Annotated in this window: 18 protein-coding genes; 8 read left to right on the top strand and 10 right to left on the bottom strand. The window is 41.3% G+C overall.

Features of this window, described 5'->3' with window-relative positions; genetic code table 11:
* Position 1 precedes the first annotated feature (1 nt).
* Positions 2-760 (bottom strand): ABC transporter permease, encoded by a 759-nt coding sequence (locus SporoP32a_RS10610; RefSeq protein WP_198166274.1) that lies wholly within the window; start codon positions 758-760, stop codon positions 2-4.
* A gap of 167 nt (positions 761-927) precedes the next feature.
* Between SporoP32a_RS10610 and SporoP32a_RS10605 the strand changes: the two genes are divergently transcribed.
* On the top strand, positions 928-1,635 hold the full coding sequence (locus tag SporoP32a_RS10605; protein WP_085429052.1) for a hypothetical protein: 708 nt from the start codon (positions 928-930) through the stop codon (positions 1,633-1,635).
* Positions 1,636-1,672: 37 nt separating this feature from the next.
* Here the strand turns inward: SporoP32a_RS10605 and SporoP32a_RS10600 are convergent, their stop codons facing one another.
* The 3 genes from SporoP32a_RS10600 to SporoP32a_RS10590 form a co-directional block, all read right to left on the bottom strand.
* A complete protein-coding gene (locus SporoP32a_RS10600) occupies positions 1,673-1,951 on the bottom strand; it encodes a hypothetical protein (RefSeq protein WP_232319513.1) in 279 nt (92 codons plus the stop codon).
* Positions 1,952-2,047: 96 nt separating this feature from the next.
* Entirely contained in the window at positions 2,048-3,127 is a 1,080-nt protein-coding gene (locus SporoP32a_RS10595; protein WP_085427849.1) for an AI-2E family transporter, read from the bottom strand.
* Positions 3,128-3,387: 260 nt separating this feature from the next.
* Entirely contained in the window at positions 3,388-4,584 is a 1,197-nt protein-coding gene (locus SporoP32a_RS10590) for an MFS transporter (protein WP_085427848.1), read from the bottom strand.
* Positions 4,585-4,739: 155 nt separating this feature from the next.
* Here SporoP32a_RS10590 and SporoP32a_RS17360 point away from each other — a divergent pair, with 155 nt between their 5' ends.
* Both SporoP32a_RS17360 and SporoP32a_RS10585 read left to right on the top strand, forming a co-directional pair.
* Complete coding sequence (locus SporoP32a_RS17360; protein ID WP_257788336.1) at positions 4,740-4,862, top strand: hypothetical protein; 123 nt, start codon at positions 4,740-4,742, stop codon at positions 4,860-4,862.
* A gap of 139 nt (positions 4,863-5,001) precedes the next feature.
* Positions 5,002-5,211 carry a CsbD family protein gene (locus tag SporoP32a_RS10585; RefSeq protein ID WP_085427847.1) on the top strand — a complete coding sequence of 70 codons (210 nt, stop codon included), beginning with the start codon at positions 5,002-5,004 and terminating at the stop codon, positions 5,209-5,211.
* Positions 5,212-5,304: 93 nt separating this feature from the next.
* Here SporoP32a_RS10585 and SporoP32a_RS10580 read toward each other — a convergent pair whose 3' ends face one another.
* Complete coding sequence (locus SporoP32a_RS10580) at positions 5,305-5,778, bottom strand: general stress protein (RefSeq protein ID WP_085427846.1); 474 nt, start codon at positions 5,776-5,778, stop codon at positions 5,305-5,307.
* Between the two features lie 196 nt (positions 5,779-5,974).
* Between SporoP32a_RS10580 and SporoP32a_RS10575 the strand changes: the two genes are divergently transcribed.
* The 3 genes from SporoP32a_RS10575 to SporoP32a_RS10565 all read left to right on the top strand — a co-directional run bounded on the left by SporoP32a_RS10575 (position 5,975) and on the right by SporoP32a_RS10565 (position 7,561).
* Positions 5,975-6,241 (top strand): DUF3243 domain-containing protein, encoded by a 267-nt coding sequence (locus SporoP32a_RS10575; protein WP_085429050.1) that lies wholly within the window; start codon positions 5,975-5,977, stop codon positions 6,239-6,241.
* Between the two features lie 16 nt (positions 6,242-6,257).
* A complete protein-coding gene (locus SporoP32a_RS10570) occupies positions 6,258-6,497 on the top strand; it encodes a hypothetical protein (protein WP_085427845.1) in 240 nt (79 codons plus the stop codon).
* A gap of 161 nt (positions 6,498-6,658) precedes the next feature.
* Positions 6,659-7,561 carry an EamA family transporter gene (locus tag SporoP32a_RS10565; protein WP_085427844.1) on the top strand — a complete coding sequence of 301 codons (903 nt, stop codon included), beginning with the start codon at positions 6,659-6,661 and terminating at the stop codon, positions 7,559-7,561.
* A 53-nt stretch (positions 7,562-7,614) separates the two neighbouring features.
* Here SporoP32a_RS10565 and SporoP32a_RS10560 read toward each other — a convergent pair whose 3' ends face one another.
* The 5 genes from SporoP32a_RS10560 to SporoP32a_RS10540 all read right to left on the bottom strand — a co-directional run bounded on the left by SporoP32a_RS10560 (position 7,615) and on the right by SporoP32a_RS10540 (position 11,612).
* Entirely contained in the window at positions 7,615-8,181 is a 567-nt protein-coding gene (locus tag SporoP32a_RS10560; protein ID WP_085427843.1) for a hypothetical protein, read from the bottom strand.
* On the bottom strand, positions 8,174-9,061 hold the full coding sequence (locus SporoP32a_RS10555; protein WP_085427842.1) for a hypothetical protein: 888 nt from the start codon (positions 9,059-9,061) through the stop codon (positions 8,174-8,176). Before SporoP32a_RS10555 ends, SporoP32a_RS10560 begins: the two co-directional genes overlap by 8 nt.
* A 12-nt stretch (positions 9,062-9,073) precedes the next feature.
* Positions 9,074-9,703 carry an alpha/beta hydrolase gene (locus SporoP32a_RS10550; RefSeq protein WP_085427841.1) on the bottom strand — a complete coding sequence of 210 codons (630 nt, stop codon included), beginning with the start codon at positions 9,701-9,703 and terminating at the stop codon, positions 9,074-9,076.
* Between the two features lie 198 nt (positions 9,704-9,901).
* On the bottom strand, positions 9,902-10,579 hold the full coding sequence (locus SporoP32a_RS10545) for an ABC transporter ATP-binding protein (protein ID WP_085427840.1): 678 nt from the start codon (positions 10,577-10,579) through the stop codon (positions 9,902-9,904).
* A gap of 1 nt (position 10,580) precedes the next feature.
* Positions 10,581-11,612: an ABC transporter permease gene (locus SporoP32a_RS10540; protein ID WP_085427839.1), complete on the bottom strand. Its 1,032-nt coding sequence runs from the start codon at positions 11,610-11,612 to the stop codon at positions 10,581-10,583.
* A gap of 168 nt (positions 11,613-11,780) precedes the next feature.
* On the opposite strand from SporoP32a_RS10540, the gene SporoP32a_RS10535 reads away from it, so the two are divergent.
* Both SporoP32a_RS10535 and SporoP32a_RS10530 read left to right on the top strand, forming a co-directional pair.
* Positions 11,781-12,731 carry an ABC transporter ATP-binding protein gene (locus SporoP32a_RS10535; protein WP_085427838.1) on the top strand — a complete coding sequence of 317 codons (951 nt, stop codon included), beginning with the start codon at positions 11,781-11,783 and terminating at the stop codon, positions 12,729-12,731.
* On the top strand, positions 12,724-14,241 hold the full coding sequence (locus tag SporoP32a_RS10530) for an ABC transporter permease/substrate-binding protein (RefSeq protein WP_085427837.1): 1,518 nt from the start codon (positions 12,724-12,726) through the stop codon (positions 14,239-14,241). Before SporoP32a_RS10535 ends, SporoP32a_RS10530 begins: the two co-directional genes overlap by 8 nt.
* Positions 14,242-14,276 lie beyond the last annotated feature (35 nt).

The following is a 14,276-nucleotide window of genomic DNA, read 5'->3' as shown; positions in this document are numbered from 1 at the left end:
CTCACCTCCATGGCAGTAACTTATTTTGAAGCGCACGCAGTAAAAGCGAGAATAAATAACCGAAAAATGAGATCAGAATTAATCCCACATACATTTCGGGTAATAAAAAGGCCTTATAGGACGTCCATATCAAATAACCAATCCCTGAAGTCGCTCCCATCATCTCTGCCGCCACAATCGTCAACAACGCAATCGCCTGCCCCATCTGGATTCCTTCGAGCATGACAGGCAACGCACCGGGAAGGGCAATTTTGAAGAAGAAATTCCACTGGCTCGTTTGATAGTTACTCGCAACATCCAAATAAATCTTATCAATGTTCAGTACACCTGCTGCTGTGTTGATCACAACTGGGAAAAACACACTGCCTGCAATCGTCACGACTTTCGACAAATCCCCGATTCCGAATAAAATAATAATGATCGGCAATAACGCCAATGTCGGAATAGGCATAAGCGCCATAACAATCGGCTGTACAAAATGCCGGATCGGTGAATATAATCCCATCAGCAAACCGACAATAACACCTGGTATTACACCTGCCAGAAATCCGATGAATATTCGATACAACGATACGCCAACATGCTTCGCCATCGCACCGCTCACAATCATGTCATAGAAAGTTTGCACAATTGTACTAGGCGGTGGGAAAAAACGAATATCCAAGAAACCTGTTCTCGACATTATTTCCCATAATACTAGCAAGAAGATCGGCGACACAATCGTCAGCAACTGCTTGCCGCGTTCTTTACGTTGCCGCATCTTCCATTCTCTTTGCTCCACCTCAAATGATTCATTACGAGCCAATTCTTGGGTCTCCACCCTTCACCACCTCTTCACTGCCTATTGTATGTAAAGGCCTAGGAAACTGGTTGGGCAGGCATAGCATTCAAGTTGTTTCTATCAAAATAATTGATTATACTGAAACCATGACTACACTTACATCAGACCAAATCAGAGAATTGAATAGTTACAGCATCTACCTGAATCCACCAGCACATCCCGTCTTTACACTAGCGGATGTCCTGGACCCTTCGAAAGTACAGAGTATTGTACAAGTGATCCAAACCGTCAGTCAAAGTCCAAATGAAGTCGTCGCTACTTCGTTCTTCGTTCGCAGACTCGGTATGTTTTTCGCTATGCAGTTGTATAATCTCGCTGCGTATGACGAAATGTGGAACGGATCAGCGGAAGATTTACAATTTGGCGCTCTAGAAGAGTTCGGCAATAAAACGATCAGCACTTTTGCAGATAGCTCAGATTGGGAAATGATTGATGACGAAGATCGCCAATCGCATATTAGACAGATTCTGGATGATGCACACGCAGTGATTGCGTCATTGCGTACAGCTGTCTCCGTATCTCCCTTAACCTTATGGGAAAACATCTTCGGCTTCTGGCTATGGCAGTATCATGTGCTATTGTCTGATCCTGGATCGGAAATGGAAGCGAGAGAAGATTTAGACATACTAAAAGACGACACCACATGGACGGGTATCGCCGATCACTCACGTTTCGCAAGCTATTTGAATGGATCAGAACCGTCCGCTTTATTAAACACCACTGTCCGCAAAACTTGTTGTTTTTCTAAAGATGTACCAGGATTGATGCGCTGTGGATTTTGTCCATTACCATGAAAAAGCAGGCTTTCGCTCATTACGCGAAGGCCTGCTTTTAACGTTTACGATAGGCATGATAGGATTGTTTGATCGAATAGATGATCCCCATTGCCGCACCACTATAAAAAAATCCCATGAAGATTCCGGCAGATAAGTTTTTCGGATGGCTAATAAATATCGACAAGCCGAGCGCAACTACTGTGGATACCGTCGAGAGCCAAGTAAGCGGTACTTTAAATAACCACTTAGCAAGCAGTACCACAATCAAAACGACTGGCACACCCCATATCGCATCCCACACATTGGTATGAATAACGGGAAATTCCGTCAGCATATGCTACATCCTCTCGTTTTCGTTAGGATGTGCAATTTTGTTTTAATTATTCACCAAAAAACCTTCCAGTCCGAAGACTAGAAGGCCGGTTCGCCGCTATACGTTCTTCGTGGCGGCTTCACTAATTTCTTTTCGCATTTCATAGATGTTTTGCACAATGACTTTACCTACCGCATAAGCAGGTACAGCTACTAGGATGCCTAGGAATCCTGCGAGACTTCCCGCTACTAGCAACACCGTAATGATGGTCAGTGGATGAATATCAAGAGACTTCCCCATGACGTTCGGCGTAATTAAGTTACTGTCGATTTGCTGTGCGACCAACGTAACGACTCCGACCCAAATAACTAACTTCGGTTCCTGTAAATACGCAATTATTACAGCAGGCGCTACCGCAATCCATGGCCCGATAAACGGAATAATATTCATGAACAACGCTAGAATTGCCAACAATAAAGCATACTGCAATCCGATAATGGAGTACCCAATTAAAATAAGTGTTGCCAATATTGCACTAATCAATAATTGTCCTTGAATATACGAACGTAATACGTGATCAATATCCTCTAAAGTTTTCTTCACCCATAAACGTCGTTTTCCCGAAAACAGATTGTAAATTCTTGGCGCCAATTTTTCATGATCCTTCAACATAAACAGGAAGAAGAACGGCACGAGCAAGAGTAAAGCTACAGCCTGGATGAATGATTGAACAAATTGTACGAGCCACTTTCCAAATGTTACTGCGAACGTTTGAATCGATTCAACTGCCGAATTCAAAGAATCCTGCAATCCTTCAGGGAGATTATCTTTTTCGTTAAGAACTTGATCTTTCAGTTGCTCAATTTGGCGAGTAAGAGTAGGACCATTATCCACTAAGTTATTCACTTGTTTCGTAACCATTGGACCAATAATTGCAACTAAAATCCAAATAACAGCTACAAGTATAAGCATAATCGTAATGATACTTCCCCATCGCGGCATGTTCTTCTTTTCCAAGTAATGTTGAATGGGTACTGTAATATAATAAAGAAGTCCGCCAAAGATCAATGGCATAATAATAGTCTGTAAGATAATACCAACAGGCTTAAAAATATAATTTACTTCTAAAAAGTACTTGGTGATCAATAGCGCCAATAAGACGCCGACACCGACCTGAAACCATACCTTTTTCGTCAAAGCTTCACGTCCCTTCCGTAAAATTTTATGTAGTTAGCTTAAGTATACGTTGTAGAGCTCTCTATGTCGAAAACCAACCAAGCTACTTCGATAGTATAATCACAGGTTTTTCTCTAATTTAGCACATGGCTTTGTATTAGAAAAGTCACTGGCTCGCTACTTGTACTTCTTTTGTTTTCCCTACATATAAACTTTTTCAAACCTACTAAATTATGATAAATAAGTGATACTTGGATAACAACTTGCATCCAGTTTACTCTTCACGCACGACTTAACACCTTTCGCCGCAAGCGGATCATCAATACGTAGACGACCGGTACGACAGCCGAAAACATCGCAAGTCCAGTCCAACCCGCAAATTGCCACAACGGCGTTACAAGCGTACTACCCGCTGCCATACCTACATAATAAGATACCAAGTATAGACTCGCCGCACTTCCTTTATGATGCGTCGCCTCCTTGCTGACTGAAGCCGCCGTCAAAGAGTGAGCTGAAAAGAAGCCTAAACAAATTATACAATATCCGATAATAATCAAAGGTAATTTGACGGCAATAGTCAGAAGGCAACCGATAGCCAACAAGAGGACACCCGTAAAGCGCACAGTATTCATACCATACTTGACTGCAATTGAACCAGCCATTGGAGCGCCGATAATACCAAATGCATAGGCAAAGTAGATATAAGACACTTCATCCAGCGTCAGACTAAAAGGTGATGCAGTTAAATGAAACGGTAGGAACGTCCACATGCCCGTGAAGCTGAGTTGTAGCACAATACCCAAGCCAAAAACAACGAGCAAGGTAGGATTCTTCAAATGATAGCCGAAGCCCTGAATATCCTTTTTTATCGACTCTACACTTGGCTCGAAGTACGCAGATTTTGGCAAGAAGAACAGCAAGATAGCAAACACCACTATGCCGACAACAGTTAATAACTGAAGCGATAGTTCCCACGACCAGCGTTCCGCCAAATAACCTGTCACAAAACGTCCGAGCATGCCTCCTGTCCCATTAAATGAAATATATAACGCAGTCGCCAAACTAACAGACCGTTCATGGATTTCTTCATTGATATAAGCAAGTGCTGCCGCAAGTACCCCAGACATAGCAAAGCCCTGCAGGAATCGCAGTATGAGTATGACAGTGAAAGAGTTAGTCAAAAACATCGGAATGAATAAAAGCGCAGTAAGTAAAATGGATACTTTCACAAAAACGGATCTACCAAGACGATCGGAATAAAACCCCAGAACTACAAGCCCTAAAATAAGTCCGATGGTGTTGATGGACATGGCCAAACTCGCAGTGGATACAGAAACGTTAAATTGCTTTGTTAATATAGGCAATAAAGGTTGGATGGCATACATCGCAGCAAAGATTAGCACAGATGCGATACCGAGACCAATGACAATCCGCCAAAATCGTAAGTCACGAATTGTCGATTTAGCTTGTATATTCATGTTGACACTTCCTGTCCGTTTAATGCGAATACTGGAATTATATCATCATAACGTCAATTAAACAGGAAATAATCAGATAAGCAATTGCTTTATATTTAGTTTTTTGTATATTACACGGAATATGCACCATACTGTATGTCGGAGGTGTTGGACAAATGAACAAAATGGCGATGACAGCTGTCGGACTTGGCGCACTATATATCATGCGAAATAAGCAGTCACGGGAAAAACTTATGGAGCAATTTAGTCACCTTGCAGGAATGAACAGTAAACCGTAATGCCAGACATTTGCAGACACTTGAAAACCGGAGCCTAAAAAGGTTTCCGGTTCTTCCCAATATGTGGCGTTTATAAAAACATGTTTTCACGTTCGAAAAGTGGGTATTTATATAGTAACAACGAAACGGAGGAGATAGTATGAGTAACAATGATCATGGTACAGAAGATAAATTAAAAGGCATGGGAAACAAACTTAAAGGTAGCGTAAAAGATACAGTTGGCGATTTAACCGATAATACAAAAATGCAAGCTGAAGGTAAATGGGATAAAGCAAAAGGCGCTGCACAAGAAAAAATTGGTGAAGCGAAAGAACACTTCAGCGATGACGAAGCGCATCCTGAAAAGTAATATAAGTACAGTAAGCCTGCTGCTCAATCAGCAGGCTTTTTCACGCACACAAAAAAAGAAGGATCTTCCATTACAATGGGAGATCCTTCTTTTTCACAACTGGTCTGTATCTATTCGAGGACTATTTGGAATAGGATTCCCTACTTCTTCATTTGGATCACCATCCAGACTTTCACCGCTATCCGTTTGCTGTCCAGCACTATCATGCAAGTCTACAGATTCCGCCCGTTCCCCATCTGTTAAATGATCGACAAACAAGGCAATACCGCCTTCTTTTAAATCATTATAGAATGTTTTTGATTCTTGCTTCGAAAAACCCATTTTAATAAATATCGTTAACATTTCGTCCTTACTATTGAACAACCGACGCGTATGATCCCATAGCGAACCTTCTTGAATACCGATCAACTCGATTTCAGAATCACTTTCTAGAACCTTTAAATCATCGCGCACGTTGGAAACTGCACACATATGATTCTTTTTAAAACCTTGCGCTTCAAGTTCCGTTATTTTATAAAGGACATTATCGAGAGAGTGAAACGTACCCACATATTGTTTATCAGCCATTTTTGCACCTCCTTTTGTTAACACTCTGCTTTACTTCTACCCATCGAGGACTATTTTCACACATGGTTTAACATACTTTACATATAACTAACACATGCATAGTTCTTCACTCCTTGCACAAGCTAAAGTTATCACGATGAAAAGGAGTGGTTGAGTAGTGGGAGTAAAAGACAACGTAGAAGCCGAAATCTCGAAAATGGGTGAGGAAAAGAAAGAGCAAATTTTGCAGAACTTCAATCATTTTAAAGGTTATCTTGCTGACAAAGTAGAAAAAGGTGAAAGTCTTGGCTTAAGCGATGAGCAGTTGGCGAAAACGACTGCGTTTATTGCCAATTATTTATCACGCAATGAAGAGCCTCGTAACCGTGAACAGTATTTATTGCAGGAGTTATGGGATTCAGGTTCTAAAGAAGAGCAACATACCTTGGCGCATATGCTTCTAAAAATGGTTCGTCAAGCATAATAGGAGGCGATTTGATATGGTATCTAAAGAAAATAGTGCCCCTCACTATCATCCGAATACGTATCGTCTGATTCAAACACATCCCGAAAATCTACGAACGAATACAGTTAGTCTGTTCGATTTGCATGAAGATATGCAAACGGTCGATTCCATCTCGTTGCCCGACCAAAGAAAAGATATGATGAAGGAAAAGATCAACCACTCCCCTCGCTTAAGTGGCGGCAGCTCGTCGGATGACTACGGCGCACCCCACTGATTTGCCAATAAAAGTCGTACGGTGCAAATTGCATTGTACGGCTTTTCCACATTCATTCGCAGTAGTTATCGATATTTCCCGGGAAATGAGACGGATAATACACAATCTGAAAGACCATTTCCGTGATATACTATGATCCGATGGAAATGGAGGTTGTGTACATGAAACCGTGGATGTATCCGCTGCTCGTTGTATTTGGGGCTGCGAGTTATGGAATTTTATCGACGATTATTAAATTAGCAATTCAAGACGGCTTCACCGCTTCAGAAGCAGTGACGAGCCAATATTATACAGGATTTCTTTTGGCACTTGTTATATTTATTGTTGTTAAACGCTCTAAACCAATATTTCGCGGTAGTTTTCCAGTGTTGATTGCAGGATTATTTACTGCGATTACTGGCACCGTATACGGTAAATCGGTAGAGTATATGCCTGCATCACTAGCAGTTGTCCTATTGTTTCAATTCACATGGATCGGTATGTTGTATGAGTGTGTATTAGCCAAGCGTTTACCAAAACAGTCCGAAGTTGTATCACTTCTGTTTTTATTTGGCGGGACCATTCTAGCTGCAGGTTTGATCGATGTGGACTTGAATGATATTCCGTGGCAAGGATGGGCATGGGGAATTGCTGCGGCATTTAGTTTCGCTGCATTCGTCACGGCAAATCAAAAGCCCGTTCCTGGGATGGATGTCGTGACGCGGTTGTTTTTGATGTCATTTTATGCAGCAATCGCGATTACATTTTTCCAGTCTCCGGAAATTTTATGGAATGGAATGCTAGGCGATGGATTATGGATTTACGGTGCTATTTTAGGTGTGTTTGGCATTGTTCTACCTATATTTCTGTTTTCAGTCGGAGTGCCGAAAGTGGGCGCCGGTATGTCTTCCATTTTGAGTGCTGTGGAGTTACCCGTGGCAATTATCGCTTCGATGTTGCTGCTTGGTGAAAGACTAACGCTGCTGCAGTTTCTTGGAATATTCTTGGTATTGTTCGGGATGACTTGGCCTGCCATGTTGCAACGGTTTGCGATGAGAACTAGAACGCGGTTAAAACGGGTGTAATAAAGGGAACAATGTTGATTAACTAGATATTGATTTGAAAAACAAACAAGACATCACTGAATTAGTGAAGTCTTGTTTGTTTCATATTCTAACCAATCCACTCTACGCAAAGCTGCGATAAGGAATAGAAGAATAATATCCATCGCCACAACTGCAAAACTAGTCGCGATAAAAAGTGTGGAAAAAGCATGATCGCCAAAGTTCAATGAAAATGCAGTCATCAGCATCATCAAGAAATTAATACTCACATACCAAATATAGGACATGTGTAGACGATTACGAATATGCGCTTGACCGGTTTGTTGTGTCATGGATTTCCAAGTACTGAACAAGTAATATACAACGATTACTTTCCAGACGAAGAGGAATTCTGCATACAACGTCCAACCACCACTTGTGACTTCGCCTAAGTTCACAAAAACACCAGGCACTGAAATCAACATGCCAATAAACGCAGTAAGTTCCACTTTTTTCGCTATCGGAAATCGTTCGGCAAGTAGTCCTGCTCCCGAATAAATCATATAGTAACCGATCGGTGCTGCTAGTATGTCGATACCTATTTGTAAACGAAAGAATACGAAGAGATAGCCCCAGAAAAATAGCCTGAATGCTTTATTCATGATGGGCCACCTCCACTCGCTCGTCAATAATTTGTTGAATGGAATCTTTCGTCAAATCCGGTTCGTACTGGAGATGACCGACTTGTGCAGTAAATGGTTTGCCGGTTTCCGTCGTACCAGACAAATTAATCTTCACGTCCATGGCGGCATGCAGTGAAGGATCAGCATAACTTTTCACGGTCAGCCAGTCACTTTTATCCAAATGCAAAGGAAAATTCACCTCACGCACATCACTACCTGTCGCTTTATTCCACTCGGCGTTTTCTATTACTGGATTGGGTTGTACGGTTTCATTACTATTTGCATTTTGCAATTTGATGTGAAATCGATCTTGTAATGCGTCATCAAATGCCGTACTTACTGATTCTAGTGCTAATGCTTCTGTCACATTCAGACGTGTCTCTGTGTACTCACCGGATGAGCCCGACTTAAACGACAAAGGATTCCGCTCTTCTTTTTCGGGTTGGAAAACGATTCGCCCTATTGGATAGTTCGTTGTATGATTTTCCGAGAAGTAGACCGTCATTTCATCGAACTTCTTCGTCTCACTGGGAGTCACATATGTTTCAGGATTAAATTGGATATACACTCTCTTTAGCGAATACCTACCGAATTGCTCCATTTCTTCTATTCCATTATCTCCACGGAATTGATCTGGCATTCCACGAATACTTCCTAATTCTACCGTTTGAATGAAAGACGTATCTTCTTTATTTGTAATAAAATAAAACGGAATATACTGTTCGTAGTCCGCGTTTAAATCCAGATAGTGATTTAGAAAGACCGGATGCTTGAGCTTATGTTTTTCCGCGTATATATAATTACCAGCCCAAATAAGCACAATTACCAATAAAATTGCCCAAAACGGTTTAATCTTCATCGGACCAACTCCTTATAGTGACTGAATAAACGTCACCAAGTCTCGTTGATTTTCGGGTGTAACTCCATGTCCGTCTTGATAGGTCTTGAATGTTACATCCGCACCGAGTGATTCGAAATATTCCTTGCTTTCGACTCCTGATTGGGAAGGAATTACATAATCAAAGTCGCCATGAGAAATGAATATTTGCTGATTTTCTACTGATTGTATAGCATATTCATTTTTTACGAAATCGGGTACATACCCGCTAAGGGCTACTACGCCACGAAGTGATGGGATCAGAGTTAATCCAAGTGCTTGTGCTAACACGGCTCCTTGGCTAAAACCAACGACTGTTAAACGTTCTGGATCAAGATCGTACTCCTGGATGGCTTCGCGAATAAATGATTGAATATAAACTAATACTTTATCAAATACATTCCGTTCTGGTCTGCCCTCTTCTTCAATCGTGAAGAATGCATAGCCTGGTGCATGTACGACGGGTCCTCTTAAACTGAAAATATGATGTGTTTCTTTAAAGTCTTTGACTAACTGCGGCAAGTCTTCTTCATGACTCCCCATTCCATGAAGTAAAAATAGTGCAGGCATTTTTCCTGAGACATTCGTCGGTGCAGTGTGTACAAATGTAAATGGTGATTGCATGGATATCTTCCCCTTTTCTGTTCTATATTCCACTAGTTTACCACAGAAAAAAACGCCTGCCACTTTATGTGACAGACGCGTTGAAGAGCTTGTTTCTTTTCAGGTTTCGCTAATACTTCGTCCCAGTTGATCGTTCCATCTTTAATTTGATCGCGGCATTTTTTTGATAGGACATATGTTGCCAAGTCACTTGCACATTCATTCCACGATATAGCCGTCACGCATCGTAATAATACGATCTGCGTAAGGAAGCATTTCTTCATCATGCGTCACCATCAGCGTCGTTAAATTCAGTGTACGCGTTAATTCCTGCAGTAATTCCATGACACTTTTTGAGCGTTTAGTATCAAGACTTGCTGTTGGTTCATCCGCAAATAAGATTTTAGGACGATGAATGATTGCACGCGCAATTGCCACACGCTGACGTTCTCCCCCAGATAACGAAGAAGGATACGCATCTTTACGGTGTTCCATATCGACTAACTTTAAAATATCTGCTATGGCTGTAGTCTGCTCTTTTTTACTCATTTTCGTTTCCGATACATCGAGCATCAACTCTAATTGCTCTTCTACGGTTAGGAACGGAACTAGGTGAGAAGACTGAAAAACAAATCCAAAGTCTGTCGCACGTATATGACGAATTTCTTCTTGGCTCATTTTAGTCATGTCTTTTCCTTCGAATAAAATCTCACCACCGGAAGCTTTCTGCAATCCAGCTGCAATCGTCAGAATGGTAGATTTACCAGAACCTGAAGGGCCGACCAACGCTGTGATCTCTCCTTCTTTTAACGATAAATTTACACCCTTTAATACTACTTCTTCAATTTCACCGTTAGAAAATGTTTTTTTCACTTCGTCAATTGTAAAGGTAGACATATTACATCTCTCCTTGTTGAATCGCTTGTAGCGGTTCGATTCTTTTCACTTGGAATCCAGAAATTGTTGCTCCTATAAAACCGACTACCATAAATACTGCGGACAGCATCAATACGGTATCCATTGTTAAATGGAATGGCATGCCATCAGGGGCAATAAAGCTAAATGCTTGGCTGAGCGCAATGGAAAGCACGAGTGAAATAGCTGTAATCACAAGCATTTGATACCAAATCATCTTAAATAATGACATAGTCTTCATGCCGATTGCTTTTAATATTCCGTACAAACCAATTTTTTGCACGTTCATCATATAGAAGAAAATCGCAAACAACATACCGCTGATGATTACAAGGAACCAAACAATCATATTCAACGACATCTGTTCCGCACTGTAACTTGGAATGGCATTCAGAAATTCTTTATTAGAGAATGAATCTAGTGCACTTAGTGTTGATGTATCTTTGCCTGGAATGAAAATCGTCTGCATTTCCATTACACGATAGATTTCTTGATAGTTAGTCATGTCGATGAATGCGACAGGTGCGTGACTATATTTTTGCTGGTCAACGAACCCTTTGACGACGAATTCACCGCTAAATTGATTATTTGTTAAGACATCCCCAACTTTAATGCCCTCTTCTTTCAATGTACTATCCAGTACAATCTCGCCTTCTTTGACGTTTTCAAACAGCTGCGAGCCGGTAGATGCAACGAACGCAACACTATGCTGTTTGTCTTCCGAATCATTGACAAAGCCCATCTGAACCGAAAATGCAGTTGCATCGGGTTGATCGATGAGAATTTGTTTCTGTACTTCTGCATCTATTTTTGAAAGATTATACGTACTGTCTGCATCCTTATCCAAATAAAACTGCCCTTGCGGTAAATCTTTGATCAACGCCGCGTTGTCCTGTGATAATCCATTCGCTAATCCTGAAATAATAAATGTCAAAAAACTGACTAAGAATATGATGGATCCTAGAATCAAGAACTTTGCTTTACTTTTCTTCATTTCTTTCCACGCGATTTTCATATCGAGCGCCTCCGTATTTTTCTTTATACTTATATCGTATCTTGTGAAGATGAACGGAGAATGAACAGCATATTACACTTCACAACTTTTATTATTCTGTTTAAAGTGATATAACTTTCTATTTTTCTGGTGATATGTGAAAATTATAACAACAAAGGAGGGATGTTAATGATTCGTTTTGAAGAAGTCTCAAAGAGTTATGATATGTCGCATTTAGTCGTGAATTCAGTGAATCTAGAAATTAAACGGGGAGAGTTTCTTGTTTTGGTCGGACCCAGTGGTTGCGGAAAAACCACAACACTCAAGATGATCAACAGGCTCATCCCACTTACAAAAGGAACAATTTGGCTTGACGATAAGAGGATTAGCGACTACCCAATCCATGAGCTGCGCTGGCAAATAGGCTATGTGCTACAGCAAATCGCTTTATTCCCTCATATGACGATTGAAGAAAATATTGCAGTTGTACCCGAACTCGTCGGTTGGAAGAAAAAGAAAGTCCGTGAACGTGTAACTGAATTACTTGAAATGGTTGGTCTCGATCCCGATGTTTATAGGAAGCGTAAACCGAATGAACTGTCCGGTGGTCAACAACAACGGGTGGGTGTGGTGCGTGCACTTGCTGCAGATCCCGAGATTCTATTGATGGATGAGCCATTCAGCGCATTAGATCCAATCAGCCGTTTGAAGCTACAGGATGATTTGCTTGAATTACAGCGCAGAATCCAAAAGACCATTGTATTCGTAACGCATGATTTACAGGAAGCGTTTAAACTAGGGGATCGTGTCTGCATCATGAACGAAGGAAAAATCGAACAGGTAGATACACCTCAGAAAATTCTCATTCAACCTGCTTCACCGTTCGTACGTGAATTTACAGCTTCCGCTGCTGCACAAACATTTTCTATCAGGGACCATATAGAAGATATTCCAACAGATCTGTCACTATCCTTTGCAATTCCAATTAATTCCGAATGGGGCCCATTGCTTCAGTTTTTGGCTTCGGAAGATCAAGTGGCGATCCAACAGGATGGACAAGTGATTGGAATGGTTACCCGAGAAGGTATTCTTCGTTTCTTGGCTGAACAAGCGGTGAAGGGAGGAGCATCCAATGAATAATTTCCTTGATGTTTTCCAAGACCGTCGTGGACAATTACTTGAAGCACTCATTGAACATATTCAGATTTCATTAATTTCCTTACTCATTGCTGTGCTGATCGCTGTGCCATTGGGGATTTATTTAACCAATCGGCGAAAAATAGCGGAATCTGTCATCGGAGTGAGTGCTGTGATGCAGACGATACCTTCACTGGCACTTCTAGGGTTATTGATCCCACTATTCGGCATCGGAAAAGTGCCGGCCATCATTGCGCTAGTAGTTTATGCATTGCTGCCTATTTTACGCAATACGTATACCGGTATTAAAGAAGTCGACCCTTCCCTTCGCGAAGCTGCTACCGCAATGGGCATGAACACGCGAAAACGATTAATGAAAGTCGAATTACCACTAGCCATGCCGATCATTATGGCGGGTATCCGTACATCGATGGTGCTCATCATCGGAACTGCGACACTTGCAGCATTGATTGGTGCAGGTGGACTCGGAGATTTAATATTACTCGGAATTGATCGGAATAATCCTTCGTTAATCATACTAGGTGCAATACCAGCCGCATTACTCGCATTGTTCTTTGATTTCGTATTGAAGATATTTGAAGGTCTTTCATTCAAAAAAGCCATTACGGCATTTACAATTTTTGTGATTGCCGCCGTCTTGATGATTGCCGCACCATTCATAGGAGGCAGCAAGAAGGACGAATTAGTGATAGGAGCAAAACTTGGTGCAGAACCTGAAATTCTTATTAATATGTACAAGTTGTTGATCGAAGACCAAACAGATTTATCTGTCGAATTAAAGCCAGGGCTCGGCAAAACTTCATTTGTATTTAATGCGTTGAAGTCAGGAAGCATTGATTTGTATCCTGAATTTACAGGCACTGCTATATCGGAGTTCTTGAAAGAAGAAGCCGTCAGCAATGACCGCGATGAAGTATATGAGCAAGCACGAAAAGGACTTGATGAACAGTTTGATATGACACTTATGACACCGATGTCGTTCAATAACACCTATACTCTCGCTGTTTCCAAAGCATTCCAAGAAGAGTACGGGCTAAAAACGATGTCCGATCTAGCTTCTGTGGAAAATGCAGTAAAAGCAGGATTTACACTGGAGTTTAACGATCGTGAAGATGGCTATCTTGGAATTCAAAAGCTTTACGGCATAACGTTTTCCTCCATTAAAACAATGGAACCGAAACTACGCTATCAAGCAATCGAAGCAGGCGAAATCAACTTGATGGATGCCTACTCGACTGACAGCGAACTTCGGGAATATGATATGACGGTGCTCGAAGATGATAAAGAACTATTCCCGCCATACCAAGGCGCACCGCTACTTCGAAAAGATACGCTGAAGAAGTATCCTGAACTCGAAGATGCGTTAAACAGTCTTGCAGGAATCGTAACAGACGATGAAATGCGCGAGATGAACTACCAAGTGAACTCTGAAGGTGCGAAAGCTGACGAAGTAGCAGAAGCATTCTTGAAAGAACAAGGTTTGTTGAAGTGAAGATAGAAAGAATCAAAAGTGAAAGGTGAAACGCT

Origin of the sequence: Sporosarcina ureae (assembly GCF_002109325.1) — a bacterium.
In the GTDB taxonomy this organism is placed as follows: Bacteria; Bacillota; Bacilli; order Bacillales_A; family Planococcaceae; genus Sporosarcina; species Sporosarcina ureae_C.
This window is presented reverse-complemented; position numbering and strand designations above follow the sequence as displayed.

What these genes read in the sequence shown, in the direction of transcription:
- SporoP32a_RS10605 (WP_085429052.1), top strand. Translation starts at nt 928, where the DNA reads ATGACTACACTTACATCAGACCAAATCAGAGAATTGAATAGTTACAGC.
- SporoP32a_RS10585 (WP_085427847.1), top strand. Translation starts at nt 5,002, where the DNA reads ATGAGTAACAATGATCATGGTACAGAAGATAAATTAAAAGGCATGGGA.
- SporoP32a_RS10580 (WP_085427846.1), bottom strand. Translation starts at nt 5,778, where the DNA reads ATGGCTGATAAACAATATGTGGGTACGTTTCACTCTCTCGATAATGTC.
- SporoP32a_RS10545 (WP_085427840.1), bottom strand. Translation starts at nt 10,579, where the DNA reads ATGTCTACCTTTACAATTGACGAAGTGAAAAAAACATTTTCTAACGGT.
- SporoP32a_RS10610 (WP_198166274.1), bottom strand. Translation starts at nt 760, where the DNA reads ATGCGGCAACGTAAAGAACGCGGCAAGCAGTTGCTGACGATTGTGTCG.
- SporoP32a_RS10555 (WP_085427842.1), bottom strand. Translation starts at nt 9,061, where the DNA reads ATGAAGATTAAACCGTTTTGGGCAATTTTATTGGTAATTGTGCTTATT.
- SporoP32a_RS10535 (WP_085427838.1), top strand. Translation starts at nt 11,781, where the DNA reads ATGATTCGTTTTGAAGAAGTCTCAAAGAGTTATGATATGTCGCATTTA.
- SporoP32a_RS10565 (WP_085427844.1), top strand. Translation starts at nt 6,659, where the DNA reads ATGAAACCGTGGATGTATCCGCTGCTCGTTGTATTTGGGGCTGCGAGT.
- SporoP32a_RS10600 (WP_232319513.1), bottom strand. Translation starts at nt 1,951, where the DNA reads ATGCTGACGGAATTTCCCGTTATTCATACCAATGTGTGGGATGCGATA.
- SporoP32a_RS10575 (WP_085429050.1), top strand. Translation starts at nt 5,975, where the DNA reads ATGGGTGAGGAAAAGAAAGAGCAAATTTTGCAGAACTTCAATCATTTT.
- SporoP32a_RS10560 (WP_085427843.1), bottom strand. Translation starts at nt 8,181, where the DNA reads ATGAATAAAGCATTCAGGCTATTTTTCTGGGGCTATCTCTTCGTATTC.
- SporoP32a_RS10540 (WP_085427839.1), bottom strand. Translation starts at nt 11,612, where the DNA reads ATGAAAATCGCGTGGAAAGAAATGAAGAAAAGTAAAGCAAAGTTCTTG.
- SporoP32a_RS10530 (WP_085427837.1), top strand. Translation starts at nt 12,724, where the DNA reads ATGAATAATTTCCTTGATGTTTTCCAAGACCGTCGTGGACAATTACTT.
- SporoP32a_RS17360 (WP_257788336.1), top strand. Translation starts at nt 4,740, where the DNA reads ATGAACAAAATGGCGATGACAGCTGTCGGACTTGGCGCACTATATATC.
- SporoP32a_RS10550 (WP_085427841.1), bottom strand. Translation starts at nt 9,703, where the DNA reads ATGCAATCACCATTTACATTTGTACACACTGCACCGACGAATGTCTCA.
- SporoP32a_RS10590 (WP_085427848.1), bottom strand. Translation starts at nt 4,584, where the DNA reads ATGAATATACAAGCTAAATCGACAATTCGTGACTTACGATTTTGGCGG.
- SporoP32a_RS10570 (WP_085427845.1), top strand. Translation starts at nt 6,258, where the DNA reads ATGGTATCTAAAGAAAATAGTGCCCCTCACTATCATCCGAATACGTAT.